Source organism: Billgrantia zhangzhouensis, assembly GCF_021404465.1.
GTDB classification, from domain to species: Bacteria; Pseudomonadota; Gammaproteobacteria; order Pseudomonadales; family Halomonadaceae; genus Halomonas; species Halomonas zhangzhouensis.
Map to the genome: position 1 here is coordinate 176,610 of NZ_JABFTT010000004.1, position 25,179 is coordinate 201,788.

Here is a 25,179-nt window from a genome sequence, read left to right on the forward strand (position 1 = left end):
GTACGTCGTGCCGCAGGGGGCGTATGGCCAAATGGTGCCATGCGCCCCCTGTGCATTGTTCCCTGTTCGAGTATGCATATCCCGCCCTGAAGTCCGGTGCGCGTGCTATCATGCTGATTCGAATTGATGTGAGGATTGTTACATGGGTGTAGTGGCCAAGCGGTCGTCGATGATCTTCTATTCGGGAGGCGATGATCATTTCAGTCATCGCGTCCGCATCGTGCTTGCCGAGAAGGGTGTGGCGGTCGATATCGTCGAGGTCAACGGCGACCAGCGTCCCGAGGAACTCGCCGACCTGAACCCCTACAACAGCGTGCCGACCCTGGTCGATCGCGACTTGGCGCTCTATGAATCCAAGGTGATGATGGAATACTTGGACGAGCGCTTTCCTCATCCGCCGCTGCTGCCGGTGTACCCGGTCGCCCGCGCCCAGAGCCGGCTGTGGATGCACCGCATCGAGCGTGAGTGGTGCCCTCTCGTCGAGCAGATCGAGAGCGGCAGCAAGAAGGACGTGGAGAAGGCGCGCAAGGAACTCCGCGAGAGTCTGGTCGGAATTTCTCCGATCTTCGAGGACGTTCCCTATTTCATGAGCGAAGAGTTCTCGCTGGTGGATTGCTGCATCGCGCCGATTCTCTGGCGTCTTCCGGTGCTTGGTATCGAGCTTCCGGAGAAGCAGGTCAAGCCGCTCGTCGCCTACATGGAGCGCCTGTTCGAGCGCGATTCCTTCGTATCGTCACTGAGCGAGAACGAGCGCGAGATGCGCACCTGAACCTGGCGTCGGGCGTGCCCGGCGCCAATAGACTGGAGGAGGGCAGAACGTCATGTTGTCGAGCCGTCCCTATCTTGCCAGAGGCCTCTACGAGTGGCTTCTGGATAACGACCATACCCCCTATATCGTGGTGGATGCCGAACAGCCTGGTGTCAGCGTGCCGCGCCAGTTCGTGCAGAATGGACAGATCGTGCTCAATGTAGGGCCCGCCGCCGTGCGGGATCTGCGCATCGAGAACGATGCCGTCAGCTTTCATGCCCGTTTCGGTGGGCAGCCCATGCAGGTCGTGGTGCCGATGCCGGCGTTGGTGGCGATCTATGCTCGCGAAAACGGAGTGGGCATGGTGTTCGGCCACGAACCGACCATGCCGGCGCCGCAGCCGGATGAAGAAGCCGCCAGCGAACGGCCTGGGCTCAGTAGTGTCGAGAGTGACGAAGAGGGCGAGACCGCGGTGAAGCTGGAGCGTGACAAGGCGACGTCGTCCAAGAAGCGGCCTTCGCTTCGCGTCATCAAGTAGCATCGTCCGGCTTTGGGTCCAAGGCTTCAGGCGTAGAGCCACTAAACGCAGAACGGCAGGTCATTGACCTGCCGTTCTGCGTTCGGGTATGTCCTTCGGTGAGCGTATTCAATCTAGGTAATCGAACACCTTGACGATACGCTGGATGCCGCCGACATCGGCCACGGCCTCGACGATACGGTCCGCTTCGGCGCGGCTGACCATGCCCATGATATAAACCGTGGCATTCTCGGTGACGAAGCGCAGTCGGCTGGTATCGATGCTCTGATCGGCAGCCAGGGTCGTACGAATGCGTGTATTGGTCCAGGTGTCTGAGAGACGCTGACTGGCCGGCAGGTTGGCGGCTATGGTCAGTTCGTTGTGTACGTCACGCACATTACGCACTTCCAGTGCCACTTCGCTGGCCTTCTGCTTCAGCTCTTCGCTCGGCACTTGGCCGGTGAGCAGCACGATACCGTTATAGCTGTCGACGTTGATGCGCGCATCGCCGAGTCGTGCGTCACTGCGGCGCAAGTTGTGGCTAATCTTGGTTTCGATGCTCTCGTCTTCCACTTGGGCACCGAGCGTGCGCTTGCCGTAGTTCTCGTCGATGGTGCCGGGGGTGGTGACGCCGGTGACCGTGGTGCAGCCGCTGAGGGCGAGGGTCAGGGCGGCCAGAAGGCAAACGAACAGTCTGGTTGAGGTCGTCATGAAAATTACTCGCTGCTGCCGAACAGTTGTTCATCGATGAGGTCGCACAGGCAGTGGATCACCAACAGGTGAACCTCCTGGATGCGTGCCGTGGAAGTCGCCGGGACGCGTATCTCGCAGTCGTCCTGGCCGAGTAGGGAGGCCATGTCGCCGCCGTCGCGGCCGGTGAGGGCGACCACGGCCATGTCGCGATCGTGAGCTGCCTGGATCGCCTGGATGACGTTGCCTGAGTTACCGCTGGTGGAAATAGCCAGCAGAATGTCGCCGGGTTGGCCGAGGGCTCTGATCTGTTTGGAGAAGACCTCGCTGTAGCTGTAGTCGTTGGCGATCGAGGTCAGCGTCGAGGTGTCGGTAGTCAGCGCAAGCGCCGGCAGGCTGGGGCGCTCGCGCTCGAAGCGATTGAGAAGCTCGGAGGAGAAGTGCTGGCTGTCGCCAGCGCTGCCTCCATTGCCACAGGCCAGTATCTTGCCTTCATTGACCAGGCACTGGACCATCATCTGGCTTGCCACCTCGATGAAGGGGGGCAATACCTCGCTGGCATAGGTCTTGGTGTCGATGCTGGCGTTGAAATGGCCGAGTATGCGTTGCTGAAAATCCATTCTGTGGTGTCCTGGCTGTGAAGTCCTGGTCGCGAGACGATAGAGCCGGTCAGAACGCTTCGAAGGCGCCCTGTACCCATTCGAAGTCGAGCGCGGGCGGGCTGCCGATCACGGCCAGCACGTCGAAACGGCAGGGACATGATAGCCGGTTGCGCGCCAGATAAAAACGCGCGGCACGGACCAGCCGGCGCTGCTTGGTGGCGGTGACGGTTTCGAGCGGGTGGCCGTGGCGTATGTCGCTGCGATGGCGGACCTCGACGAAGACCAGCGTCTCGCCATCGCTCATCACCAGATCCAACTCGCCGCCCTTGAACTGCTGGTTGCTGGCGATGAGCGTGAGGCCCCGAGCCGAAAGCCACTCCGCGGCCAGGCGCTCGATACGCGCACCGCGAGCGCGGGCGTCAAGGGAGCTGGCCATTGCCCAGGTCGCCGTCAAGCAATTCGAAGGTCAGGATGGGGCGCGGTACGCCACGCTCGAAGCGTGCCCAGGGCAGGCGACGCTCGATGCGTCCGTCATGCCCGGCGACCAGCAGGCCCGTGGCGCCGAACAGCTCGCTTTCGGGCAGTAGCTGGAACTGCGGCAGTCGGCGTGCCAGTTCATAGGCGTCGACGCCCATCGCCATCAGCCGGAAGGTGGAGGGGTCGGCATCCTGATGAAGCTCCTGGAAACTGGCAAGGTAGGGTAATGCCTCCACGCCGCCCACTGCCGCATCGGGAATCTGCCAGGGGATGTCGACGAAGCTAACCTCATCGAGGTCATGGTCGAGCAGCGGCTGTGGGCGCCCTTCATAGAGATGCGAAGTGGCATAGATGGGAAGATCGGCGGCGTCGTAGTAATCGAGCGTCGGCGGTACCTGGCGGGCATAGCTGGGCAGGGCCAGCAGGAACAGCATGTCCGGACGGCCACCGGCAAGCACCCGGCGAGTGCTCTCGGTTGCCGAACCGCGCGGGTCGTAGGAGACGCTGTTGGTGATGGTGCCGTTGCGGCTGCGCCACTCCTGCTCGAAAGCGCGGCCGACGCGGGCGCCCCACTCGTTGTTCGGTACCAGCATGGCGCTGCGGCGATGGCCGTCCTCGTAAGCGCGCCGCGCGACCTGGCGCGCCTCGTCTTCGGCCGACAGGCCGTACTGGAAGAGACCTTCGGCCTGGTTCGACGAGCCGGCGCCATAGTTCAGCGCCAGAGTTGGCAACGGTACGCTGTTGCGGGCCTCGAGTTCGCTGACCTGGTCTTTGTCGAGCGGGCCGATGACGACCTGGGCGCCGATGTTGCGCGCTTCGGAGTAGAGGGCTTCGAGATCGCCGAGGCTGGCATCGAGAAACGAGAGCCTCACCCCGCCGTTGCGCTCGACGCTGTGCAGGTGGTGGGCACGTATGCCGGTGCGGATCGACTCGGCGACGCTGGCCAGAGGGCCGCTGTCGGGCAGGAAAATGGCGATATGGCGGACTTCCTTGCCGCGCAGCTCGCGCAATGCCAGCAGTTCGGAGGGTACGTTGCGGGCGGCCGGATGCTGGGGGTTGCGCTCGCGCCAGGACTCCAGTCGCGCGAACAGGCGTTCGATGTCGCCGCCGCTCTCGCGCACTAGGCTGGCAAGGCCTAGCCAGCCTAAGGTCAGTTCGTCGGCGCCCTCTCGCAGGCTGGCCAGTTCGCTGCCGTCGAGGCGGGACAGTGAAGTCCAGATGGCATCGTTGAGCGCCTCCCGCTCGGTGCGGGCCTGAACGTACATCAGCATTGCGGCCGCGGCGCGATACTCGTCGACCCGTAACAAGGCGCGTCCCATACGTTCGCGCAGTATCAGGCCGGCATCGCGCGGCATGTCGACTTCATCGAGCAATTGCCCGGCCTGGATCACGGCCCGGGGCTCTTCCAACTCCTCGCCGAGTTCCGACAGCAGCATTGCCCAATGCAGACGATGCTCAGCAGGCAGCTGGGCATCGTCGATTCCACTGGCGATCTCCAGTGCCTGGGTGTGCTGGCCGCGGCGTGCTAGGATGTCGGCCGCCTCGAGCCGGCTGATGGCGGCCTGCTCGGGGGGCTGTTGCTGCGCCTGTTCGAGGAGATAGCCAGGATCGTCGTCGGGTACGCGCTCGACGATACCGGGAGGGGCACAGCCGGCCACCAGGAGGGCGAATAGCGCAGTGGCCAGCAGGCCGCGAGGCTTTTTCAACATGAATCCTTCCTTGTCTGCAGGTCCCGAGCGGCAGGAATCGCTCCCTGACTGAACCCGGCATTCAACATTACATTCGGCCAACGACATCACATTCGGCCAAGCCCGACAGACTCCGGAGGAGCCGCCATGTCCGACAATCAACTAGGTACATTGTACGTGGTCGCCACGCCGATTGGGAATCTGGAGGACTTGAGCCCTAGAGCGGCGCGGGTGCTGGGCGAAGTCGCCCTGGTAGCTGCCGAAGATACTCGTCACACGGCGCGGCTGCTGCAGCATCTCGGGCTCACCGTGTCCATGCTCTCGCTGCATGAGCACAATGAGGCGGCCAGGGTCGAACAGCTCGATGAACGGCTGGCCCGCGGTGAGAGCATTGCCCTGGTCAGCGATGCCGGGACGCCGTTGATCAGCGATCCCGGCTTCGTGCTGGTGCGTGAGCTGCGTGCACGCGGACGACGCATCGTGCCGGTGCCGGGTGCTTGTGCTCTGGTGGCGGCGCTGTGTGCCGCTGGCCTGCCGACCGACCGTTTCCTGTTCCAGGGCTTCCTGCCGGCCAAGGGAGGCGCGAGGCGGCAACGCCTCGAAGGGCTCGCGGCACGGGAGGAGACACTGATCTTTTATGAGTCACCCCATCGTATCCGCGAGACTCTGGCCGACATCGCTACGGTCTGCGGCAATCGGCGCCTGGTGCTGGCCCGGGAGCTGACCAAGTCCTTCGAGACCTTCCTCGATGGCAGTGCTGCAGAACTGTTGGCATGCATGGAGGCCGATCCGAACCAGGCGCGCGGTGAATTCGTGATCATGCTGGCAGGCGCCGAGGCACGCGAGAGCGTGGACGCCGCCAGCCTGGAGGCCGATGCGCTGTTGGCGGCACTGCTGGCCGAGGGTGTGGGGGTGAAGCAGGCGGCGGCGGTAGCGGCGCGTCTGCTGGGCGGTGCGAAGAAGGCATGGTACGAGCGGACCCAAGCGCTCAAGGAAGCGCGCTGAACAGGGTGCCGAAAGACATTGAGAGGCCTCGGGCGCGCTGGTATTCTTGCGCTCGGAGTCGGCCAGACAGTCGCCGCCGGCAGCGCTTGCGAGTGCTGCGGGGGGAGGAAAGTCCGGGCTCCATAGGGCAGGGTGCCAGGTAACGCCTGGGCGGCGCGAGCCGACGGAAAGTGCAGCAGAGAGCAGACCGCCTACGTCTCCCGCGGGAGGCCGGCAAGGGTGAAAGGGTGCGGTAAGAGCGCACCGCGCGCCTGGTAACAGTGCGTGGCACGGTAAACCCCACCCGGAGCAAGACCAAATAGGAACCCAACGGCGTGGCCCGCGTCGGGTTCGGGTAGGTTGCTGGAGGGCCGCGGTGACGCGGCTCCTAGATGAATGACTGTCCTCGACAGAACCCGGCTTATCGGCCGACTCCCCCGAATCAAACCCTCCGCATCCGGCCGTGGCCGGTGCGTTCATTCAAGTTCGAGACATCGGGAAAGCGCATGCCGCCATCCGCAGCTGAACCGAGCCGACATGGCTTTCGTCATGCCAGCGTGCTGCTGGACGGCGCCGTGGATGCGCTCGTTCACGACCCCAGCGGGGGCTATCTCGACGGCACCTTTGGCCGCGGTGGCCACTCGCGTGCCATCCTCGAGCGGCTGAGCCCTGAAGGAGGCCTGCTGGCCATCGACCGCGACCCCCATGCCGTTGCCGAAGCGCAGAAGCTGGACGACCCGCGTTTCACCATCGAGCAGGGCGAATTCGCCAGGCTGGGTGCTATCGCGGCGCAGCATGACCTGCACGGCAAGCTGGCCGGGGTGCTGCTGGACATTGGGGTGTCTTCGCCGCAGCTGGACGATCCCGAGCGGGGCTTCAGTTTCCTGCGAGACGGCCCGCTGGACATGCGCATGGACCCAACCCAGGGCGAGAGTGCCGCCGAATGGCTGGCCCGTGCCCGTGAAGCCGATATCGCCCATGTGTTCAAGGCCTACGGCGAGGAGCGCTTCGCCAAGCGCTTGGCACGGGCCATCGTGACACGCCGTGCCGAAAGGCCGTTCCTGCGCACTGGGGATCTTGCCGAGGTGCTCAAGGCGGCCCACCCTGCCTGGGAGAAAGGCAAGCATCCCGCCACGCGGGCCTTTCAGGCGCTGCGCATTCATGTCAACGGTGAGTTGGAGCAGCTCGACGCGGCATTGACGGCTGCGCTCGAGGCGCTGGCGCCGGGCGGGCATCTGGTGGTCATCAGCTTCCATTCCCTCGAAGATCGGCGGGTCAAGCGTTTCATTCGCGAGCACGTGCGCGGAGATACCGACCTGCCGCGTGGCATGCCGGTGCGAGAGGAGCAGCTTGCCAAGCGCCTGGAGATGCTGGGCAAGGCGCAACGGCCCACGGCGGAAGAGGTCGAGGGCAATCCGCGTGCCCGCAGTGCCGTGATGCGCGTGGCACGCAAGCGATTCTGAGGAACGGTATGAGACAGGGAAGAGTGCCAACACGAATGCCGAAAGGCGTTGCCTGGCGACCCGCCTGGCGGCCTAGTTGGCGCCTGCTGCTGATCGTGGGGCTGGTGCTGGCATGCCTGGCCAGTGCTACGGCAGTGATTGGCGCGAGTTATCAGACGCGTGCTCAGTACGTTCGTCTGCAACAGCTCGAGCGCGAGCGCGATCAGTTGCAGACCGAGTGGGGGCAACTGTTGCTCGAGGAGAGCGCCTGGTCGTCGCCGGCGCGCATCGAGCGTCTGGCCGTCGAGCGGCTCGATATGCGACTGCCTCATGTCAACGAAGTCGAGGTCATCCGGCCATGAGCACGGACGTACGTGGTGGCGTGACCCCGCGGCGGCACCCGCCCATGGCGCCGATGGGCGCGATGCGTTATGGCTTGGTGCTGGGTCTGGTGATCCTGGCCATGCTGCTGCTCGCGGGAAGAATCGTGACGCTGCATGTCTTCGATCGTCCCTTTCTTCAGGGTCAGGGCGATGCCCGCACCCTGCGCACCGAATCGCTTACCGCCCACCGGGGCATGATCACCGACCGCAACGGCGAGCCGCTGGCCATCTCCACGCCGGTCGTGACGCTCTGGGCCAACCCCCAGGAAGTGCCCGACGATCGCATCCAGCGGTTGATGTTGGCGCAGGCGCTGGGTATGGGGCTGGACGATCTCGATGCCAGGCTGGAGCGTTTCGCCGAGCGCGAATTCATGTTCCTGCGACGTCAGTTGACGCCGGTTGCCGCCCAGCGGGTACTCGATCTTCGTGTACCGGGCGTTTACGCCCAACACGAGTACAAACGTTACTACCCGGCCGGCGAGGTAGTGGCTCAGCTGCTCGGTGTGACCAACGTGGACGACATGGGGCAAGAGGGGGTGGAACTCGCTTACCAGCCCTATTTGGCCGGCACTCCAGGCCAGCGGCGTGTGATCAAGGATCGACGCGGCCGTTTGGTGCGCGACCTGGCGATCCTGCGCGAGGCTCAGCCGGGCGGTGAGCTGACGCTTTCCATCGATCAGCGGCTGCAGTACATGGCCTACCGTGAGCTCAAGGCAGCGGTGGCCGAGCACAACGCCGACGGCGGCGTCGTGGTCATGATGGATGCCCGGACCGGCGAGGTGCTGGCCATGGCCAATCAGCCCTCCTACAACCCCAACAACCGCGCAGGCATCGACCCTCGCGGCTTGCGCAATCAGGCCATCGTCGACGTGTTCGAGCCGGGGTCGGTGATGAAGCCGTTGGCCATGGCTGCGATCATGGAGAGCGGTCGCTTCGACAGCGACGTGGTGGTGGATACCTCGCCGGGCTGGATGCGTATCGACCGCTTCACCATTCGCGACATTCGCAACTATGGCAGGCTGGATCTGGCGGGAATTCTGGAGAAATCGTCCAACATCGGCATGTCCAAGCTGGTATTGGAGCTCGACGACCCGTTGGTTCCCGATCTTTATCGGCGGCTCGGCTTCGGTCAGAGCACCGAAACGGGTTTCCCGGGCGAAGCCGTGGGGCACATGCCGGCTCCGGTGCGCTGGTCGCGCAGCCAGTGGGCAGCGCTCTCGTACGGCTATGGGCTATCGGCCTCGGCGTTGCAGTTGGCTAGTGCCTATACCGCCCTGGCCAATGGCGGGGTACGCCTGTCGCCCTCGCTGCTCAGGTTGGACGAGGCTCCCGCCGGTACGCCGACCATCGATCCGCAGGTAGCCCATGAGTTGCTACGCATCATGGAGCAATCCGTGCAGCCGGGAACCGGTGCCCGGCGTGCCATGGTGCCGGGCTACCGGGTGGCCGGGAAATCGGGTACGGTGCGAAAGACCGGCGCCGCAGGCTATCAGGAAAACGCCTATCGCAGTTTGTTTGCCGGGATTGCACCGGTCTCCGATCCGCGCATCGTCACCATCGTCATGATCGATCATCCGCGGGGCGAGAGCTACTTTGGCGGTGCCGTGGCGGCACCGGTGTTCTCGCGTGTCACGGGTAGTGCTCTGCGCCTGCTCGATGTGCCACCGGATCAACGTTCGAGATGAACCCAGCCCTCCTTATGACCGAGGTGCGTCGATGCAGGTAAGTGCTTCACGTCTTCAGGCGGCGCTGCGCCGCTGTTGGCCCGGCCTGTCGATGCCGGAGTTCGACACGTCCGTACCGGTTCGCCTGGTGCTCGACAGTCGCCAGGTTGCGCCGGGCGACATCTTCGTGGCTGTGCCGGGAGTGGCCGGCGACGGTCGTTCGTATCTGGCCCAGGCGTTCGAGGCCGGGGCCGCCCAGGTGCTCTATCACCTCGAGCCGGGTGAGGCGCCTCCCGCCGAAGCTTGCGACCGGCCGGTGCTTGGCTTGCCACTCCTGCGCCAGCGTCTCGGCGAACTGGGTCGCCTGCTGTTCGAGGTACCCGAGGCGATGGAGCTGATTGGCGTCACCGGGACCAATGGCAAGAGTTCCGTTACCCATTACATTGCCGAATTGAGCGATGCCCTGGGTCGTGATGCCGGTCTCATCGGCACGCTGGGCGTCGGTCGTCCCGGACGGCTCGCGGATACCGGGCTGACGACGCCAGGGCCGCTGACGCTGCAGGAGACGCTGGGCGCAATGGCCGCGCAGAGTATCGGACGGGTGACCATGGAAGTCTCTTCCCATGCGTTGGAACAGGGACGTCTCGACGGTTGCCATGTCACTGCGGCGGTATTCACCAACCTGAGCCGCGACCATCTCGACTATCACGGCAGCATGGCGGCCTATGCCGCGGCCAAGGCGCGCCTGTTCCGTCGCTCCGAGCTTGCACTGGCCGTGGTCAACGCAGACGATCCGCTCGCACGTCTCATGCTGGCCGGCATTCAGGCCGGCGTGCGTGTGCTGGCGGTCGGTGACGACCCGGCGGCGACGCTGCGCGTGATCGACTGGCAGTCCAGCGACAGCGGCCAGTGGGCGCTGGTAGCTACCCCACAGGGGGAGCGCGCGCTCGAGCTTCCGTTGATGGGCCGCTTCAACCTCGACAACGTCCTGCTGGCCATCGCGACCTTATATGGCTTGGGGGAATCGCTCGATGCATTGTTCGCTGCGGCTTCGCGGCTCGAGCCGGTGCCGGGGCGCATGCAGCGGGTGGGGGGCATGGACCGGCCGGTCGTGATCGTCGACTATGCGCATACACCGGAAGCGCTGGAGAATGCCCTGGGTGCGCTGCGCGCCCACTTGCCTGGCAAGGGGCGTCTGTGGTGTCTGTTCGGCTGTGGAGGGGATCGCGATAGCGGCAAGCGTCCGCTGATGGCGGCTGCCGCCGAACGACAGGCAGACTGGCTGGTCGTAACCGACGACAATCCCCGAAGCGAGGATCCGCAGCGCATACGCGAGCAGATCCTGGCGGGACTCTCGGCCGGAGCCCGGCAGCGAATTCAGAACATCCCCGGGCGCGGAGAGGCGATTGCGCGCACCCTGGCGCAGGCGGCTGACGAAGACGTGGTCCTGATAGCCGGTAAGGGGCACGAGCCCTATCAGGAAATCGCCGGTGTGCGCCATCCTTTCAGCGATGTCGCCGAGGTCGAAGCCGCGCTGGCTCGCCGCAAGGAGAAACAATGAGAGGCTCCGGTCTGCAGACCCTGAACGCCATTTGCGAAGCGCTCGGTATTGCGGCGCCCGAGAGCGATCTTCCCGTAGGCGACATCGTCAGCGACACCCGCCGGCTGACGCCTGGCAGCCTGTTCGTGGCGCTGCGCGGTGAACGTTTCGACGCGCACGATTTCGTCGCCCAGGCGCGTGAGGCGGGGGCGGTGGCGGCCCTGGTCGAGCACCGCGTCGATGACACGTTGCCGCAACTGCTGGTTCCCGACACTCGCCTGGCACTGGGGCTACTGGGCCGTGTCAGGCGTCGCGCCTGGGGTGGCCCGCTGGTGGCAGTGACCGGCAATAGCGGCAAGACCAGCGTCAAGGAGCTGTTGGCCCAAGTACTCGGCCAGCGGGGCAAGACCCTGGCAACGCTGGGCAATCTCAATAACGATATCGGTGCTCCGCTCACCCTGCTGGGACTCACCGACGAGCATCGTCAGGCGGTAGTGGAACTGGGGGCCAACCATATCGGAGAGATCGCCTGGACCGCCACGCTTGCCGAGCCTCAGGTAGCCATCATCACCAACGTCACCGGGGCCCACATCGGCGAATTCGGCGGCATGGGCCAGATCGCCCAGGCCAAGGCCGAGATACTGGTCGGCCTGGGGGCCAGCGGTGTGGCGGTGCTCAATCGCGATGATGCGTATTTTCCGCTCTGGGCCGAGTTGGCCGCACCGCGGGAAGTCTTCGACTTCGGTTTCTCCGAGCAGAGCCGGGTGAGGGCCACCGAGCTGGCCTGCGACGCCTTGGGGCGCTATGCTTTCACGCTTGTCGTGGATAGCCGCGATATTGGTCGGGTGCAGCTAGCGCTGTTGGGACGCCATAGCGTCGCCAATGCCCTGGCGGCTGCGGCGGGAGCGCTGGCGCTGGGGTGGGAAGGCCACCACGTGCTGGCCGGGCTGGCAGCGGCAGAGCCGATGTCGGGGCGCCTGAGCCCGGTAAGCGGAATCCGGGAGAGCCGCTTGCTGGACGATAGCTATAACGCCAACCCGGGGGCGGTCAAGGCAGCGCTTGCGCTGCTGGCCGAGCTGCCTGGCCCCAGGTGGTGCCTGCTCGGCACCATGGGAGAACTGGGGGTGGATTCGGATCGATTCCACGCCGAGGTTGGCCAATACGCACGAGAGCTGGGGATCGACGTGCTGATGACCTGTGGGACGGCGGCACTGTCCGCGAGCCAGGCATTCGGTGACAACGGGCATCATTTCAACGACCACGAGGCGCTAACGCGCCATGTCCTGGACCATCTACCCACCGGTGCCAGCGTACTGATCAAGGGTTCGCGCAGCGCTGGCATGGAACGGGTTGTGGCGGCGCTACGAGCTGACGCATCAAGGTGAACGCAACACATGCTGCTTTTTCTGGCTAATTTCCTGGCGCAATACCAGAGCGCCTTCAACGTCTTCAACTATCTGACCCTGCGCATGATCCTCGGCACCATGACGGCGCTGCTGCTGTGCCTGTGGTTGGGACCCTGGATGATTCGCCGCTTGGTCGAAAGGCAGATTGGCCAGGCGGTGCGCGACGACGGACCGCAGTCGCATCTCTCCAAGGCCGGTACGCCGACCATGGGCGGTGCGATGATCCTGATGGCGATCGCCGTCAGCACGCTGTTATGGGCCGATCTCGCCAACCGTTTCGTGTGGATCGTGCTGGTGGTGACGCTGGGGTTTGGCGCGATCGGCTGGGTCGACGACTACCGCAAGGTGGTGGAGAAGAATCCTCGAGGGCTGCCGGCACGCTGGAAGTACTTCTGGCAATCGGTGATCGGCCTGGCGACGGCCCTGGTGCTCTACTTCACGGCAACCAGTGCGGTCGAGACTAGCCTGATCGTGCCGCTGTTCAAGGACATCGTGCTGCAGTTGGGCGTGTTTTACATCGTGCTCACCTATCTGGTGATCGTCGGCAGCTCCAACGCCGTCAACCTCACCGATGGCCTCGACGGGCTGGCGATCATGCCAACCGTCATGGTTGCCATGGGGCTGGCGATCTTCGCCTATGCCAGTGGCAATGCGGTATTCGCCAACTACCTGCAGATTCCCAGCATTACCGGTGCCGGTGAGCTGGCCGTGTTCTGTGCCACCATCGCCGGTGCCGGCCTCGGCTTTCTGTGGTTCAACACCTACCCGGCCCAGGTCTTCATGGGCGATGTCGGTGCGCTGGCGCTGGGAGCGGCGCTGGGCGTGGTCGCTGTAATCGTGCGCCAGGAGATCGTACTGTTCATCATGGGCGGTATTTTCGTTCTGGAGACCATCTCGGTGATCCTGCAGGTCGGTTCCTACAAGCTGACCGGGCGACGCATCTTCCGCATGGCGCCGCTGCATCACCATTACGAACTCAAGGGCTGGCCGGAGCCGCGTGTCATCGTGCGTTTCTGGATCGTCACCGTGGTGCTGGTGTTGGTCGGCCTGGCTACGCTGAAGATTCGCTGATCCAGGGATACCGAGCCCACCGAGCGAGGAGGCTGCAATGCCCAAGGTGGCGAAGGGGGTGACACTGGTGGTTGGGCTCGGCATATCGGGCCGGGCGATCTGCCGCCATTTGGCTCGTGAAGGAGTACCCTTCATGGTGGCCGATACGCGCACGGAGCCACCCGGAGTCGACGAGTTCTGTGCCGCTCATCCAGGTGTGGCGCTACACTGCGGACCGCTCACGACCCTCGACATGAGCGAGGCGGCCGAAATCGTGGTAAGCCCCGGCGTCGATCCGACAACTCCCGGGCTGGCCGAAATGCGCAGGCACCGTCGTGCGGACGGGGCGCCACTGTTGGTCGGCGAGATAGCACTGTTCGTGCGCGCGGCGCGCGCATCCATCGCCGCCATTACCGGCTCCAACGCCAAATCCACCGTCACTACTTTGCTTGGCGAGATGGCCCGGGCGGCTGGCTGGCGGGTGGCGGTGGGGGGCAATCTCGGTACACCGGCTCTCGATCTGCTGGCCGACGTGCCCGATGCGGAACTCTACGTGCTCGAACTCTCCAGTTTTCAGCTTGAGACCACGCCATGCCTGGGTGCCGAAAGTGCGGCATTTCTCAATCTGTCCGAGGATCATCTCGACCGCCACGGCGACATGGCGGGCTACCGCGATGCCAAGCTGGCCATCTTTCGCGGTGCGAGGCACGCCGTCGCCAACGCCGAGGACCCCATGACCTGGCCGCTCGAAGCGCTGCCTGCCATCGACCGCTTCACTACCCAGCCGCCTGAGACAGAGGAATGGGGCATCGCGACCCGTGAGGGACGCGACTGGCTGATGCATGGGGCGACGCCGCTGCTTCCCGCCGACGAAATGGGGTTGGCTGGACGACATAACCAGGCCAATGCCCTGGCCGCCCTGGCCATGGGCAGCCACCTCGGTTTTCCTCTCGAGTCGATGTGCGAGGTGCTGCGCCGGTTCAAGGGGCTGCCGCATCGCAGCGAGCTGATCGCCGAGTTCGACGGCGTGCGCTGGGTCAACGACTCCAAGGGTACCAATGTCGGCGCGACGCTGGCGGCCATCGCCGGGCTGGGACCCACGCTGCAAGGGCGTCTCGTGCTGCTGGCTGGCGGACTGGGCAAAGGGGCGGACTTTACGCCGCTGGCCGCGCCCATGGCTCGCTACGGGCGCGAGGCGATCCTGTTCGGAGCCGATGCCGCCAAGCTTGCCGCAGCCCTGCAAGAGAGTGTGCCTGTGACCCGGGTGGCCGATCTCGAAGCTGCCATGCAGCACGCGCGGACAATCGCCGAGCCCGGCGATTGCGTATTGCTCTCGCCGGCGTGCGCCAGTCTCGATCAGTTTCCCAACTACCTGGCCCGTGGCGAGGCGTTCCGGCAGCGGGTGGGCGAGTACGTCGAGGAGGCGGGACATGTCAGCTAAGGCCAAGCAGGCATCCAAGGTGAGGTTCGTGCGCTTGCGGCGGCTGCGAGAGCGGCTTTCGACCCGTGACCAGCCGTTCGATGGCTGGCTGTTGTTCGCCGCCCTGGCGTTGATCCTGACCGGCTGGGTCATGGTCACCTCGGCATCCACCGAAGTGGCGGCGAGCCTAACCGGCAACCCTTGGTACTTCAGTCAGCGACATGCGCTGTTCGTGGCCATGGCGTTGGTGGCGGCGGCTGCCGCGCTGCGTTCACCGCTGGCCTGGTGGCGCGCCAATGGGCCGCTGCTGCTGCTGGTCAGCATCGCGCTACTGTTGCTGGTGTTGCTGGTCGGGCGTGAGGTCAATGGCAGTCGGCGTTGGCTGTCGATTCCTCTGCTGCCTTTCAACCTGCAAGTGTCGGAAGTGGCCAAGCTGTGCTTGATCGTCTATCTCGCCGGGTACCTGGAGCGTTTTCTGCCCGATGTGCGCCGTCACTGGGGCGCTTTCCTGCGTCCGCTGCTGGTGATGGGTATCGTCGCCGTGCTGCTCATCCTCGAACCCGATTACGGGGCGATGGTGGTGATGACCGGCTGCGTGATGGGTATGCTGCTGATGGCGGGCGCACCCTGGGGGCGCTTCGTTTTCATCCTGGCGGGGGTCGGCCTTCTGGGCTTCTATATCGCCATTGCCGAGCCGTACCGGCTGGCGCGGCTGACGAGCTTTTCCGACCCCTGGGCGGACCAGTTCGCCAGCGGCTACCAATTGACTCAGGCCCTGATCGCCTTCGGACGCGGCCACTGGCTGGGGATGGGGCTCGGCAACAGCGTGCAGAAGCTGTTCTACCTGCCAGAGGCGCACACGGACTTCGTCTTTGCCGTGCTGGCCGAGGAGCTCGGCCTGTTCGGTGCCGTCGGTGTGGTGGGCTTGTTTGCACTGCTGATTTGGCGGGCGATGGCGGTGGGGCGGCGCGCCGAGCTGGCAGGATTGGCCTTTGCTGCCTATATCAGCTACGGCATTGCCATGGTGATCGGTGCCCAGGCCTTCATCAACATTGCCGTGAGTACCGGCATGCTGCCAACCAAGGGCCTGACTCTTCCGCTGCTCAGCTATGGCGGCTCAAGCCTGCTGGTGAGCGCCGCCATGGTCGCCTTGCTGCTGCGGGCGGATATCGACACTCGCCGGGTGTTGCGACGTGCCAGTCCAGTCGCACCGCGGGAGGTGGCGGGGCGGCGTGAGCCCAGGCTCAACCAACAAGAGGTCATGAAGTGAAGCAGGCAGCAAGGCGGCGCGTACTGATCATGGCAGGCGGCACTGGCGGGCATGTGATCCCGGCGTTGTCGTTGGCTCGCGGCCTGCGGGACGAAGCGCTGGAGGTGCATTGGCTGGGTAGTCCGCAGGGCATCGAGAACCGCTTGGTGCCGGCGGCCGAGCTTCCTCTGCACCATATTTCGGTGGCCGGCCTGCGTGGTAACGGGGCGGCTGGTTGGCTGCTGGCCCCGTTCAATCTGACCCGCGCGGTATGGCAGGCAGCGCGGATCATCCGCCGACTCGACCCGGTATTGGTCGTGGGCCTTGGTGGCTTCGCTAGTGGTCCTGGGGGGCTGGCGGCCTGGGTACTGCGCCGGCCATTGGTCATCCATGAGCAGAACGCCGTGGCCGGCTTGACCAATCGCGTGCTGGCTCGCCTCGCTCGACGTGTCTATGCCGCTTTCCCGCAGGCGTTCGGCAGCCGGGGCGAGGTGGTCGGCAATCCGGTGCGCGACGAGATCGCCGCCTTGGGCGAATCGCCGCGCGAGGCACAGGCGATGCGGGAGCGGCGCTTGAGAGTACTGGTCGTGGGGGGCTCCTTGGGGGCGCTTCCGCTCAATCAGCGCCTTCCCGAAGCGCTCGCCGCGCTGCCCGCAGAGCGCCGTCCCGAGGTACGCCACCAGGCCGGTCGCGATAAGGACGCAGCCACCCGCGAAGCCTACGCGGAGCACGGCGTCGAGGCAGAGGTGAGCGCCTTCATCGATGACATGGCCGAGGCCTATGCCTGGGCCGACCTGGTGGTGTGTCGGGCCGGAGCACTGACCGTGTCTGAAGTGGCCGCTGCCGCCAAGCCGGCTCTGTTCGTGCCTCTGCCCCATGCGGTGGATGATCACCAGACCGCTAACGCGCGTGCCCTGGTGGAGGCGGGAGCAGCCCGGCTCATGCCGCAACACGAGATGACTGCAGCGGCGCTGGCCGAGAGCCTGACGACGCTGCTCGAACCCGACACTCTTGCCACCATGGCCCGGCAGGCGCGCCACTGCGCCCACTTCGATGCCGTCGAGCGCCTGGTGGCCGGTTGCATGGAGACAGCGCTTGAGCGATAGCACCTTGAGGCCGGTTCCCGGTCAGGCAACGCTGCCCCGCCATGGGCGGGGCCTGGGCATGCGCCGTATTCGGCACATCCATTTCGTGGGTATCGGCGGTGCCGGCATGTGCGGTATCGCCGAGGTACTTGCCAACCAGGGCTATCAGGTCAGCGGCAGCGACCTGAAAGTCTCTCCGGTGGTGAACCGTCTGCGTGAGCATGGCATCCGCGTCGCCATCGGCCACGCCGAGGACAATGTTGCCGGCGCCGACGTAGTGGTGGTTTCCACCGCCGTGGACTTGGCCAATCCCGAGATTCGCTGGGCTCAGGAGCATCGCGTACCCGTGGTGCGCCGTGCCGAGATGCTGGCTGAACTGATGCGCTTCCGTCACGGTATCGCGGTAGCCGGTACCCACGGCAAGACCACGACCACCAGCCTGACGGCGACGCTGCTGGCCGAAGGCGGGCTCGATCCGACCTTCGTCATCGGCGGCAAGCTGACCAGCGCCGGTACCAATGCCCGGTTGGGCGAGGGCGACTACCTGGTCGCCGAGGCCGACGAGTCGGACGCTTCGTTCCTCCACCTGCAGCCGATGGTGTCCATTGTCACCAACATCGACGCCGACCACATGAGTACCTACGGTGGCGATTTCGAACGGCTCAAGGGGACCTTCATCGAGTTCCTGCATAACTTGCCCTTCTACGGCCTGGCCATCCTTTGCATCGATGACGAGCACGTGCGCGCTCTGCTCGATCGCGTCCACCGACAGTTCGTCACCTACGGCTTCAGCGAGGATGCCGACTACCGGATTGCCGACTTCACCCAGCAGGGGGGAGAGGTTTCCTTCACCGCGCTGCGTCCCGATGGGCTGGCACCGCTGCAGGTGCGCCTGGGCATGCCGGGTCGGCACAATGCGCTCAACGCGCTGGCGGCGATCGCCGTGGCGACCGATGCCGGCGTCGACGATGCCGCCATTCTGCGCGGGCTGGCCGGCTTCGCCGGGGTGGGGCGCCGCTTCCAGGTGCATGGGCATTTCGCACCACCGAGCGGTAGCGGCGAGGTCATGCTGGTGGACGACTACGGTCATCATCCGCGCGAGGTGGAAATGGTGATCAAGGCGGTGCGGGCTGGCTGGCCCCAGCGACGGCTGGTGATGATCTACCAGCCGCACCGATTCACTCGCACGCGTGATCTCTACGAGGACTTCGTACGTGTGCTTGCCGGAGTCGACGTGCTGTTGCTGCTCGACATCTATAGCGCCGGGGAGGCCCCGATTCCCGGGGCCGACGGTAAGACCCTAGCGGGCTCCATACGCCAGCGTGGCGCGCTCGATCCGATTTTCGTGCAGCACAAGTCGGAGCTGCCGGCGCTGCTGGCCAAGGTATTGCGAGGCGACGACATCTTGATCACTCAGGGCGCGGGTGATGTGGGCGGTATCGCGCTGGGGTTGGCCGAGAGCCGACTGAGTCTCGATGAGGTAGAGCTATGATGCGGGCAAGCGAGTTTGGGCGGGTCGCAGTACTGTATGGGGGAAATTCCGCCGAGCGCGAGGTATCCCTCAAAAGTGGCGCGGCGGTGTTGGCGGCACTCGAGCGTAGCGGCGTCGACGTGATTGGCTACGATCCTGCCGACGGCGGGCTGGCCGGTCTCGAGGCACTTGCCCCTGATCGTGTATTCATTGCCCTGCACGGTCGGGGTGGGGAAGACGGCACTCTGCAGGGGGCGCTCGAGCTGCTCGGCATCCCCTACACCGGCAGCGGCGTGCTGGCCTCGGCGCTGGGCATGGACAAGCAGCGTACCAAGTTGGTCTGGCAGGCCATGGGGCTGCCCACTCCCGAATCGCTGATGCTCGAAGCCGATTCCGATTGGGAAGACATCGTGGCCCGGTTGGATCTGCCGCTGATCGTCAAGCCAGTGCACGAGGGTTCGACCCTGGGGATCAGCATCGTCGACAGCCGTGAGGCCTTGCAGTCGGCCTACTGCGAGGCCGCTCGCTTCGATGCGCGAGTCATGGCCGAGCGCTTCATTCGCGGCGAGGAGTACACGGTTTCGCTGCTAGGCGCGCGCGTGTTGCCCGCCATTCGTGTCGAAGTTCCCAGCGGCTTCTACGATTACGAGGCCAAGTACAACGCCGACGATACGCGCTATCACCTTCCCTGCGGGCTCGAGGCCGCGCAGGAAGCAGAACTCGGTGAGCTGTGCCGCCAAGCCTTCGAGGCCATCGGAGGCGAGGGGTGGGGGCGCGTCGACGTGATGCGCGACGTCGAAGGACGCTTCTGGCTGATCGAAGCCAATACCTCGCCGGGAATGACAGACCATAGCCTGGTGCCCCAGGCCGCCGCTCATACCGGTATGGGCTTCGACGAGCTGGTGCTGCAGATACTGGCCACTACGCTGGAGCCGCGCCGGGCATGAGCACACGCGGCTCGACGCTGGGAATTCTGCTGCTGTTGATATTGCTGGGCGCCGGCGGACGCGCCCTGTGGACCTGGCTCGATCGTCCCATCGAGCGAGTTGCGATCCGCGGCGAGTTGCAGCATGTCAGTGCCGACTACCTGCGCTCGCAGTTGGCGCCGCTGCTGCAGGGTCAGACTTGGCTGTCGGCGGATCTTCCCGAGCTGCGCCGCCGCGTGCGCAACATTGACTGGCTGGCCGAAGTGCGGCTGGCACGCGAGTGGCCTTACGCCTTGGCATTCGAACTGGTCGAGCAAGTTCCGGTGGCTCGTTGGAACGATGACTATCTGCTCAATCCCAAGGGTGAGCCGTTTGCCTTTGCTCCGGTAGCGCCACCCGAAGATCTGCCGGACTTGGCCGGCCCGGTAGGTAGCGGAGCCGAGGTCCTGGCTTATCACGACCGGTTGAAGCCGCGCTTCGAAGCGTTGGGGTTGACCATTACCCAGCTACGGCTGGAGCCGCGTGGCGCCTGGCGCTTTCAGCTCGACGACGGCGTTTGGGTAATGCTGGGTCGTAGCGACCGTGAGGCGCGCCTGGCCAGACTCGCTGCCGCCTGGCAGCGTCAACTCGGCTCGCAAGCGCCGCATATCCGCTACATTGACCTGCGTTATCCCAACGGTGTAGCCGTGGCCTGGCATGGCGAAACCGAGGTCGAGGAGGAGGGCGACGGTACAGGGTGAAACCTGATGTCACGTACCGGCCTCATCTTGCAGCCGTCACGCTATTTTCTTTGTCTTCAATAACCCGTATCGTGAACTAGGTTTTTCGCAATGGACTGGTGGTTTAACGCCAGTTGTTTCTATAATGGGCGCAATGACCATTTATCAGAATTAATGGAACGCTCAGCGGGTCAAGTTTCAGGAGACACTCCGGCACATGGCAGTCACTTCCAACTCATCCAACATGGTTGTCGGACTGGATATCGGAACGTCCAAGGTAGTGGCCATCGTCGGACAGCCTACCGATGACGGCGGCATCGAGATTGCCGGGATCGGGTCACACCCTTCTCGCGGCATGAAAAAGGGCGTGGTGATCAACATCGAGTCGACCGTGCAATCGATCCAGCGTGCTGTGGAAGAGGCCGAGCTGATGGCAGGCTGCGACATCCATTCGGTGTATGTCGGGGTGGCGGGCAGCCATATCAGTTCGATGAATTCCGACGGCGTGGTCGCGATTAAAGAGCGCGAAGTGACGCCTTCGGATATCGATCGTGTCATCGATTCGGCTCGGGCGCGGGCCATCTCCGAAGGGCAGCGTGTCCTGCATGTGCTACCCCAGGAGTTCGCTATCGATACCCAAGGGGGCATTCGTGAGCCGCTCGGCATGTCCGGCGTGCGCCTCGAGGCGCGTGTGCATCTGGTGACCGCCGCACTCAATGCGGTACAGAACATCGATAAATGCGTGCGTCGCTGCGGCCTCGAAGTCGATGCCATCATCCTGGAGCAACTGGCTTCGAGCATGGCGGTACTGACCGAGGACGAACGCGAACTTGGCGTTTGCATGGTCGATATCGGAGGGGGAACCACCGATATCGCCGTGTTTACCGAGGGTGCTATTCGGCATACGGCGGTGATTCCGATTGCTGGCGATCAGGTGACCAACGACATCGCCATGGCGCTGCGCACCCCGACCCAATATGCCGAGGAAATCAAGGTCAAGTACGCCTGCGCCCTGACGCAGCTGGCCGCCAGCGACGAAATGATCAAGGTCCCGAGCGTGGGCGACCGTCCTTCTCGCGACCTGTCGCGCCAGGCCCTGGCCGAAGTGGTGGAGCCGCGCTACGAGGAGCTGTTCACGCTGATCCGCGACGAACTGCGGCGCAGTGGCTACGAGGATCTGGTGGCTGCCGGTGTAGTGCTCACCGGTGGCACCTCGCGCATGGAGGGTGTCGTCGAGCTGGCCGAGGAGATTTTCCATATGCCGGTGCGCATCGCCTGCCCTCATAACGTGCGTGGGCTTTCCGACGTGGTGCGCAACCCGATTTATTCCACCGGTGTAGGTTTGCTACATTACGCCCTTCAGGAGACTCGGCAAGGGCATGGTCGCGGGGGTAGAGTGGTGGCAGCGCCGCCTAGGCGCGATGACGTCTCCCAGCGTGGAGGATGGGAAGGGATTCCGGCGCTGGCAAAACTCAAGGGCTGGTTGAAAGGAAATTTCTAATAGGGCCGCGGCGCGGTCCAGGAGACGGGGCTTATGTTCGAACTGGTAGATAGCGCACCCTCGAGCAGTGCGGTCATCAAGGTCGTCGGTGTGGGCGGCGGCGGCGGCAACGCCGTGAACCACATGGTCGAGAGCAATATCGAAGGCGTCGAGTTCATCTGCGCCAACACGGATGCCCAGGCGCTCAAGCGGGTGGCCGCCAAGACCGTACTCCAGCTCGGCAACGAGATCACCAAGGGGCTGGGTGCTGGTGCCAACCCCGATGTGGGACGTCAGGCCGCCATGGAGGATCGTGAGCGTATCGCCGAGCTGATCAGCGGTGCCGACATGGTCTTCATCACGGCCGGTATGGGTGGCGGTACCGGCACCGGCGGGGCGCCGGTCGTGGCCCAGATCGCCAAGGAGCTGGGTATCCTCACCGTGGCCGTCGTTACCCGCCCGTTCCCGTTCGAAGGGCCGAAGCGCATGCGCGTGGCCGAAGAGGGCATGAAGGAACTGTCGGAACACGTCGACTCGCTGATCACCATTCCCAACGAGAAGCTGCTCTCGGTGCTGGGTAAGAACGCCAGTCTGCTGACTGCCTTCAGTGCCGCCAACGACGTGCTGTTGGGCGCCGTTCAGGGGATTGCCGAGCTGATCACCAGCCCCGGCATCATCAACGTCGACTTCGCCGACGTGCGCACCGTGATGTCCGAGATGGGCATGGCGATGATGGGCACCGGCGGCGCCACTGGCGAGAACCGTGCCCGCGAGGCTGCCGAGAAGGCCATCCGCAGCCCGCTGCTGGAGGATATCGACTTGCACGGCGCACGCGGCATCCTGGTCAACATTACCGCCGGCCCGGACCTTTCCATCGGCGAGTTCAACGATGTCGGCGCCACCGTTCAGGAGTTCGCCTCCCAGGACGCCACCATCGTGGTGGGCACTTCCATCGACATGGATATGTCCGACGAATTGCGGGTCACCGTGGTGGCTGCGGGTCTCGAGGGTCGCCAGGTCAAGGCGACTGCCGGGCGCGAGACCGTCAAGCGCAACGAAGGCAGCGAATATCGTCAGCGTGCGCAGCCGGCCATACGCCAGCAGAGCGCGATGCCCAAGGCCGAGCCTCAGGAAGCGGCCAAGCCGCAGCCGGAGAAGCGTCGTTCGCCTCAGGAGCTGGACGATTATCTCGATATCCCGGCCTTCCTGCGTCGTCAAGCCGATTGAAAAAAGCTATTGCACGCTTAGGCAGGGCCAGGAGATGTTTTTTTGTTGAAACACTCGTTCGGTGTTATAGTGAACGGTGTTTGATAACATACAACGGCCTGGCTACTGCCCATGATCAGACAACGCACCCTTCAAAATACCATCCGCGCCACCGGCGTCGGTCTTCATTCCGGAAAGAAGGTCTACCTGACCTTGCGTCCGGCCCCGGTGAACACTGGTATCGTGTTCGTGCGTACGGACCTGGAGCCTGAAGTCCAACTTCCGGCCAGCGCCTCTTTGGTCACCGACACAACACTGTGTACCGCGCTTTCCCGCGGCAACGTCAAGGTGGCGACCGTGGAGCACCTCATGTCGGCGTTGGCCGGGCTGGGAATCGATAACGCCTATATCGATCTCAGCGCTCCCGAAGTGCCGATCATGGATGGCAGCGCCGGTCCGTTCGTGTTCCTGATCCAGTCGGCTGGCATCGCCGAGCAGGAAGCCCCCAAGAAGTTCATCCGTATCAAGCGTGAAGTGGTGGTAAAGGATGATGGCAAGGAGGCTCGCTTCCTTCCGCATCAGGGCTTCAAGGTGACGTTTGCCATTGAGTTCGACCATCCGGTCTTCGAGGAGCAGAAGCAGACCGCTGTGGTGGATTTCTCCACGACCTCCTTCGTCAAGGAGGTTTCGCGGGCGAGGACCTTCGGCTTCATGCGCGATCTCGAATACCTACGCGCCAACAACCTGGCGCTGGGCGGTAGCCTCGACAATGCCATCGTGGTCGACGAGTACCGCATCGTCAACGAGGGTGGGTTGCGCTACGAGGACGAGTTCGTCAAGCACAAGGTGCTGGATGCCATCGGCGATCTCTACCTGCTTGGGCATAGCCTGATCGGCGAGTTTCGGGGCGTGAAGTCGGGCCATGCGCTGAACAACCAGCTGTGCCGGGCGCTGTTGGCCCAACCCGATGCCTACGAGATCGTCACCTTCGAGAATGAGCGCGAGCTGGCGCCAATCTCCTACGCTCAGCCCGCCATGGCCTGAGCTGTGCAACAGCCTCGTGACGACAGCGCCGCCTTCGGGCGGCGCTGTCGTGTTCGGACCGGCAGCGCCTCTATTTCAGAAACCAGGCCTTCATCGTGTGTGTGATCAGACGCATGTCCGCCTCGGACGTGATATAGGCCGGCATGGTGTAGAGCCAGCGTCCAAAGGGGCGCAGCCAGACGCCACGGTCGCGGGCGAATGCCGCGGCGCCCTCGAGGTGTGCGGCGTCCGTCACTTCGATTACCGCAGTGGCCCCCTGCACGCGAACGTCCGCAACCTGTGGATGATGCCGCAGCGCTTCGTCATCCAGTAGCGCTTCACACAGCACGCGGTTGAGAGCGACGATCTTTTCCAGGTAGTTCTCTTCCTCGAACACGGCGAGGCTCTCCAGCGCCACGCGACAGGCCAGCGGGTTGCCCATGAAGGTGGGGCCATGCATGAAGGCGTGCAGGGGTGACTTGCCAATGAAGGTATCGTGGACCCGGTCGGTGGCCAGCGTCGCCGCGTGGCCCAGGTAGCCGCCTGTCAGTCCCTTGGAGAGCACCATGATGTCTGGCGTCGCCCCGGCGTGGTCGGCGGCGAACAGCCTGCCGGTACGGCCGAATCCTGTGGCGACCTCATCGAATACCAGCAGTACGTCGTATTCGTCGCAGAGTTCCCGCGCGCCTTTCAGGTAGAGCGGTGAGGTCATGTTGAGGCCACCGGCGGCTTGCAGCAGCGGCTCCATCAGCAACGCGGCGATGTCTTGGTGATGGCGTTCGAGTACGCTGCGCAGAGCGGCCAGATCCCGGGCCACCTCGTCGGAGCCTGCGTCGTAGGGGGCTCGAGGAGCCGGGGCGAAGTGGTGACGCGGCAGGTAGCCCGAAAACAGGCTGTGCATGCCCTCCTCGGGGTCGCATACCGCCATGCAGCCGCTGGTATCCCCATGGTAGGCCTTCATCAGCGACAGCATGCGATGCTTCTCGGGCTTACCGCGCAGATGGTGGTATTGCACCGCCATCTTCATGGCGACTTCCATGCCAACTGAGCCGCTGTCAGAGAAGAAAACGTGGTTGAGCCCCGTTGGCGTGATCCTGACCAGTTCCCGGGCCAGGCGTTCGGCGGGCTCATGGATGAGACCTCCCAGCATCACGTGGCACAGGACGTCGGCCTGCTCCTTGATGGCGTTTACCAGGCGCGGGTGGGCGTAACCGTGGATCATGCACCACCAGGAGCAGGTGGCATCGAGCAGCGTCTCGCCGCTCTCCAGGGTGAAGCGGGGGCCTTCGCCGCCGACGACCTTGGGGGCAGCTTGCTGGGTGAGCAGGTGGGTATAGGGATGCCAGACGGGGGATGTCATCGTGCCTCCGAATCGGGCGAGGGAATGAGTTCGAGCGAGGAGGAGCGCA

At 64.4% G+C, this 25,179-nt stretch carries 23 protein-coding genes and 1 other RNA gene; 19 read left to right on the plus strand and 5 right to left on the minus strand.

What is annotated here, in order from left to right; translation table 11 throughout:
• Nucleotides 1-142: 142 nt before the first annotated feature.
• Both sspA and HOP51_RS06310 read left to right on the plus strand, forming a co-directional pair.
• Nucleotides 143-769 carry a stringent starvation protein SspA gene (sspA, locus tag HOP51_RS06305; RefSeq protein ID WP_234273100.1) on the plus strand — a complete coding sequence of 209 codons (627 nt, stop codon included), beginning with the start codon at nucleotides 143-145 and terminating at the stop codon, nucleotides 767-769.
• A gap of 52 nt (nucleotides 770-821) precedes the next feature.
• Nucleotides 822-1,286 (plus strand): ClpXP protease specificity-enhancing factor, encoded by a 465-nt coding sequence (locus HOP51_RS06310; protein ID WP_234273101.1) that lies wholly within the window; start codon nucleotides 822-824, stop codon nucleotides 1,284-1,286.
• 108 nt (nucleotides 1,287-1,394) lie between these two features.
• Here HOP51_RS06310 and HOP51_RS06315 read toward each other — a convergent pair whose 3' ends face one another.
• The 4 genes from HOP51_RS06315 to HOP51_RS06330 are packed head-to-tail and all read right to left on the minus strand — an operon-like array spanning nucleotide 1,395 to nucleotide 4,743.
• Nucleotides 1,395-1,976, minus strand: a complete 582-nt coding sequence (locus HOP51_RS06315; protein WP_234273102.1) for a BON domain-containing protein — start codon at nucleotides 1,974-1,976, stop codon at nucleotides 1,395-1,397.
• A 5-nt stretch (nucleotides 1,977-1,981) separates the two neighbouring features.
• The gene (locus tag HOP51_RS06320; RefSeq protein ID WP_159553038.1) at nucleotides 1,982-2,575 is read right to left on the minus strand and encodes a phosphoheptose isomerase; all 594 of its coding nucleotides are present in this window, start codon (nucleotides 2,573-2,575) and stop codon (nucleotides 1,982-1,984) included.
• Between the two features lie 49 nt (nucleotides 2,576-2,624).
• Nucleotides 2,625-2,993 (minus strand): YraN family protein, encoded by a 369-nt coding sequence (locus tag HOP51_RS06325; RefSeq protein ID WP_234273103.1) that lies wholly within the window; start codon nucleotides 2,991-2,993, stop codon nucleotides 2,625-2,627.
• Complete coding sequence (locus HOP51_RS06330) at nucleotides 2,977-4,743, minus strand: penicillin-binding protein activator (RefSeq protein ID WP_234273104.1); 1,767 nt, start codon at nucleotides 4,741-4,743, stop codon at nucleotides 2,977-2,979. The genes HOP51_RS06325 and HOP51_RS06330 overlap by 17 nt, the downstream gene beginning before the upstream one ends.
• Nucleotides 4,744-4,869: 126 nt before the next feature.
• On the opposite strand from HOP51_RS06330, the gene rsmI reads away from it, so the two are divergent.
• From rsmI to lpxC, 17 genes are all read left to right on the plus strand, one after another.
• Nucleotides 4,870-5,727, plus strand: a complete 858-nt coding sequence (rsmI, locus tag HOP51_RS06335) for a 16S rRNA (cytidine(1402)-2'-O)-methyltransferase (protein ID WP_234273105.1) — start codon at nucleotides 4,870-4,872, stop codon at nucleotides 5,725-5,727.
• Between the two features lie 54 nt (nucleotides 5,728-5,781).
• Nucleotides 5,782-6,146, plus strand: an RNA gene (gene rnpB / locus HOP51_RS06340) — RNase P RNA component class A.
• Between the two features lie 66 nt (nucleotides 6,147-6,212).
• Nucleotides 6,213-7,169 (plus strand): 16S rRNA (cytosine(1402)-N(4))-methyltransferase RsmH, encoded by a 957-nt coding sequence (gene rsmH / locus HOP51_RS06345; RefSeq protein ID WP_234273106.1) that lies wholly within the window; start codon nucleotides 6,213-6,215, stop codon nucleotides 7,167-7,169.
• A 35-nt stretch (nucleotides 7,170-7,204) separates the two neighbouring features.
• Nucleotides 7,205-7,510, plus strand: coding sequence for a cell division protein FtsL (ftsL, locus tag HOP51_RS06350; RefSeq protein WP_234273107.1), 306 nt, complete (start codon nucleotides 7,205-7,207; stop codon nucleotides 7,508-7,510).
• Nucleotides 7,507-9,216 (plus strand): peptidoglycan D,D-transpeptidase FtsI family protein, encoded by a 1,710-nt coding sequence (locus HOP51_RS06355; protein WP_234273108.1) that lies wholly within the window; start codon nucleotides 7,507-7,509, stop codon nucleotides 9,214-9,216. Before ftsL ends, HOP51_RS06355 begins: the two co-directional genes overlap by 4 nt.
• A 31-nt stretch (nucleotides 9,217-9,247) precedes the next feature.
• Nucleotides 9,248-10,756: a UDP-N-acetylmuramoyl-L-alanyl-D-glutamate--2,6-diaminopimelate ligase gene (locus HOP51_RS06360; RefSeq protein ID WP_234273109.1), complete on the plus strand. Its 1,509-nt coding sequence runs from the start codon at nucleotides 9,248-9,250 to the stop codon at nucleotides 10,754-10,756.
• Complete coding sequence (locus HOP51_RS06365) at nucleotides 10,753-12,120, plus strand: UDP-N-acetylmuramoyl-tripeptide--D-alanyl-D-alanine ligase (RefSeq protein ID WP_234273110.1); 1,368 nt, start codon at nucleotides 10,753-10,755, stop codon at nucleotides 12,118-12,120. Before HOP51_RS06360 ends, HOP51_RS06365 begins: the two co-directional genes overlap by 4 nt.
• A gap of 9 nt (nucleotides 12,121-12,129) precedes the next feature.
• Complete coding sequence (gene mraY, locus HOP51_RS06370) at nucleotides 12,130-13,212, plus strand: phospho-N-acetylmuramoyl-pentapeptide-transferase (RefSeq protein WP_234273111.1); 1,083 nt, start codon at nucleotides 12,130-12,132, stop codon at nucleotides 13,210-13,212.
• 37 nt (nucleotides 13,213-13,249) lie between these two features.
• Nucleotides 13,250-14,632: a UDP-N-acetylmuramoyl-L-alanine--D-glutamate ligase gene (gene murD, locus HOP51_RS06375; RefSeq protein ID WP_234273112.1), complete on the plus strand. Its 1,383-nt coding sequence runs from the start codon at nucleotides 13,250-13,252 to the stop codon at nucleotides 14,630-14,632.
• Nucleotides 14,622-15,881 (plus strand): putative lipid II flippase FtsW, encoded by a 1,260-nt coding sequence (gene ftsW, locus HOP51_RS06380; protein ID WP_234273113.1) that lies wholly within the window; start codon nucleotides 14,622-14,624, stop codon nucleotides 15,879-15,881. Before murD ends, ftsW begins: the two co-directional genes overlap by 11 nt.
• A 29-nt stretch (nucleotides 15,882-15,910) precedes the next feature.
• Nucleotides 15,911-16,966, plus strand: coding sequence for an undecaprenyldiphospho-muramoylpentapeptide beta-N-acetylglucosaminyltransferase (gene murG / locus HOP51_RS06385; protein ID WP_234273265.1), 1,056 nt, complete (start codon nucleotides 15,911-15,913; stop codon nucleotides 16,964-16,966).
• Between the two features lie 58 nt (nucleotides 16,967-17,024).
• Complete coding sequence (murC, locus tag HOP51_RS06390) at nucleotides 17,025-18,437, plus strand: UDP-N-acetylmuramate--L-alanine ligase (RefSeq protein WP_234273266.1); 1,413 nt, start codon at nucleotides 17,025-17,027, stop codon at nucleotides 18,435-18,437.
• Nucleotides 18,434-19,363: a D-alanine--D-alanine ligase gene (locus tag HOP51_RS06395; protein ID WP_234273114.1), complete on the plus strand. Its 930-nt coding sequence runs from the start codon at nucleotides 18,434-18,436 to the stop codon at nucleotides 19,361-19,363. Before murC ends, HOP51_RS06395 begins: the two co-directional genes overlap by 4 nt.
• Nucleotides 19,360-20,082 (plus strand): cell division protein FtsQ/DivIB, encoded by a 723-nt coding sequence (locus HOP51_RS06400; protein WP_234273115.1) that lies wholly within the window; start codon nucleotides 19,360-19,362, stop codon nucleotides 20,080-20,082. The genes HOP51_RS06395 and HOP51_RS06400 overlap by 4 nt, the downstream gene beginning before the upstream one ends.
• A 196-nt stretch (nucleotides 20,083-20,278) precedes the next feature.
• On the plus strand, nucleotides 20,279-21,562 hold the full coding sequence (ftsA, locus tag HOP51_RS06405; protein WP_234273116.1) for a cell division protein FtsA: 1,284 nt from the start codon (nucleotides 20,279-20,281) through the stop codon (nucleotides 21,560-21,562).
• A gap of 33 nt (nucleotides 21,563-21,595) precedes the next feature.
• On the plus strand, nucleotides 21,596-22,768 hold the full coding sequence (gene ftsZ / locus HOP51_RS06410; RefSeq protein ID WP_234273117.1) for a cell division protein FtsZ: 1,173 nt from the start codon (nucleotides 21,596-21,598) through the stop codon (nucleotides 22,766-22,768).
• A 111-nt stretch (nucleotides 22,769-22,879) separates the two neighbouring features.
• A complete protein-coding gene (gene lpxC, locus HOP51_RS06415) occupies nucleotides 22,880-23,791 on the plus strand; it encodes a UDP-3-O-acyl-N-acetylglucosamine deacetylase (RefSeq protein WP_234273118.1) in 912 nt (303 codons plus the stop codon).
• A 70-nt stretch (nucleotides 23,792-23,861) separates the two neighbouring features.
• On the opposite strand, the gene bioA is transcribed toward lpxC, so the two are convergent.
• On the minus strand, nucleotides 23,862-25,130 hold the full coding sequence (gene bioA / locus HOP51_RS06420; RefSeq protein WP_234273119.1) for an adenosylmethionine--8-amino-7-oxononanoate transaminase: 1,269 nt from the start codon (nucleotides 25,128-25,130) through the stop codon (nucleotides 23,862-23,864).
• Between the last annotated feature and the right edge of the window lie 49 nt (nucleotides 25,131-25,179).

Coding starts and splice junctions, on each gene's coding strand:
- sspA (WP_234273100.1), top strand. CDS start 143: ATGGGTGTAGTGGCCAAGCGGTCGTCGATGATCTTCTATTCGGGAGGC.
- HOP51_RS06310 (WP_234273101.1), top strand. CDS start 822: ATGTTGTCGAGCCGTCCCTATCTTGCCAGAGGCCTCTACGAGTGGCTT.
- HOP51_RS06315 (WP_234273102.1), bottom strand. CDS start 1,976: ATGACGACCTCAACCAGACTGTTCGTTTGCCTTCTGGCCGCCCTGACC.
- HOP51_RS06320 (WP_159553038.1), bottom strand. CDS start 2,575: ATGGATTTTCAGCAACGCATACTCGGCCATTTCAACGCCAGCATCGAC.
- HOP51_RS06325 (WP_234273103.1), bottom strand. CDS start 2,993: ATGGCCAGCTCCCTTGACGCCCGCGCTCGCGGTGCGCGTATCGAGCGC.
- HOP51_RS06330 (WP_234273104.1), bottom strand. CDS start 4,743: ATGTTGAAAAAGCCTCGCGGCCTGCTGGCCACTGCGCTATTCGCCCTC.
- rsmI (WP_234273105.1), top strand. CDS start 4,870: ATGTCCGACAATCAACTAGGTACATTGTACGTGGTCGCCACGCCGATT.
- rsmH (WP_234273106.1), top strand. CDS start 6,213: ATGCCGCCATCCGCAGCTGAACCGAGCCGACATGGCTTTCGTCATGCC.
- ftsL (WP_234273107.1), top strand. CDS start 7,205: ATGCCGAAAGGCGTTGCCTGGCGACCCGCCTGGCGGCCTAGTTGGCGC.
- HOP51_RS06355 (WP_234273108.1), top strand. CDS start 7,507: ATGAGCACGGACGTACGTGGTGGCGTGACCCCGCGGCGGCACCCGCCC.
- HOP51_RS06360 (WP_234273109.1), top strand. CDS start 9,248: ATGCAGGTAAGTGCTTCACGTCTTCAGGCGGCGCTGCGCCGCTGTTGG.
- HOP51_RS06365 (WP_234273110.1), top strand. CDS start 10,753: ATGAGAGGCTCCGGTCTGCAGACCCTGAACGCCATTTGCGAAGCGCTC.
- mraY (WP_234273111.1), top strand. CDS start 12,130: ATGCTGCTTTTTCTGGCTAATTTCCTGGCGCAATACCAGAGCGCCTTC.
- murD (WP_234273112.1), top strand. CDS start 13,250: ATGCCCAAGGTGGCGAAGGGGGTGACACTGGTGGTTGGGCTCGGCATA.
- ftsW (WP_234273113.1), top strand. CDS start 14,622: ATGTCAGCTAAGGCCAAGCAGGCATCCAAGGTGAGGTTCGTGCGCTTG.
- murG (WP_234273265.1), top strand. CDS start 15,911: ATGGCAGGCGGCACTGGCGGGCATGTGATCCCGGCGTTGTCGTTGGCT.
- murC (WP_234273266.1), top strand. CDS start 17,025: ATGCGCCGTATTCGGCACATCCATTTCGTGGGTATCGGCGGTGCCGGC.
- HOP51_RS06395 (WP_234273114.1), top strand. CDS start 18,434: ATGATGCGGGCAAGCGAGTTTGGGCGGGTCGCAGTACTGTATGGGGGA.
- HOP51_RS06400 (WP_234273115.1), top strand. CDS start 19,360: ATGAGCACACGCGGCTCGACGCTGGGAATTCTGCTGCTGTTGATATTG.
- ftsA (WP_234273116.1), top strand. CDS start 20,279: ATGGCAGTCACTTCCAACTCATCCAACATGGTTGTCGGACTGGATATC.
- ftsZ (WP_234273117.1), top strand. CDS start 21,596: ATGTTCGAACTGGTAGATAGCGCACCCTCGAGCAGTGCGGTCATCAAG.
- lpxC (WP_234273118.1), top strand. CDS start 22,880: ATGATCAGACAACGCACCCTTCAAAATACCATCCGCGCCACCGGCGTC.
- bioA (WP_234273119.1), bottom strand. CDS start 25,130: ATGACATCCCCCGTCTGGCATCCCTATACCCACCTGCTCACCCAGCAA.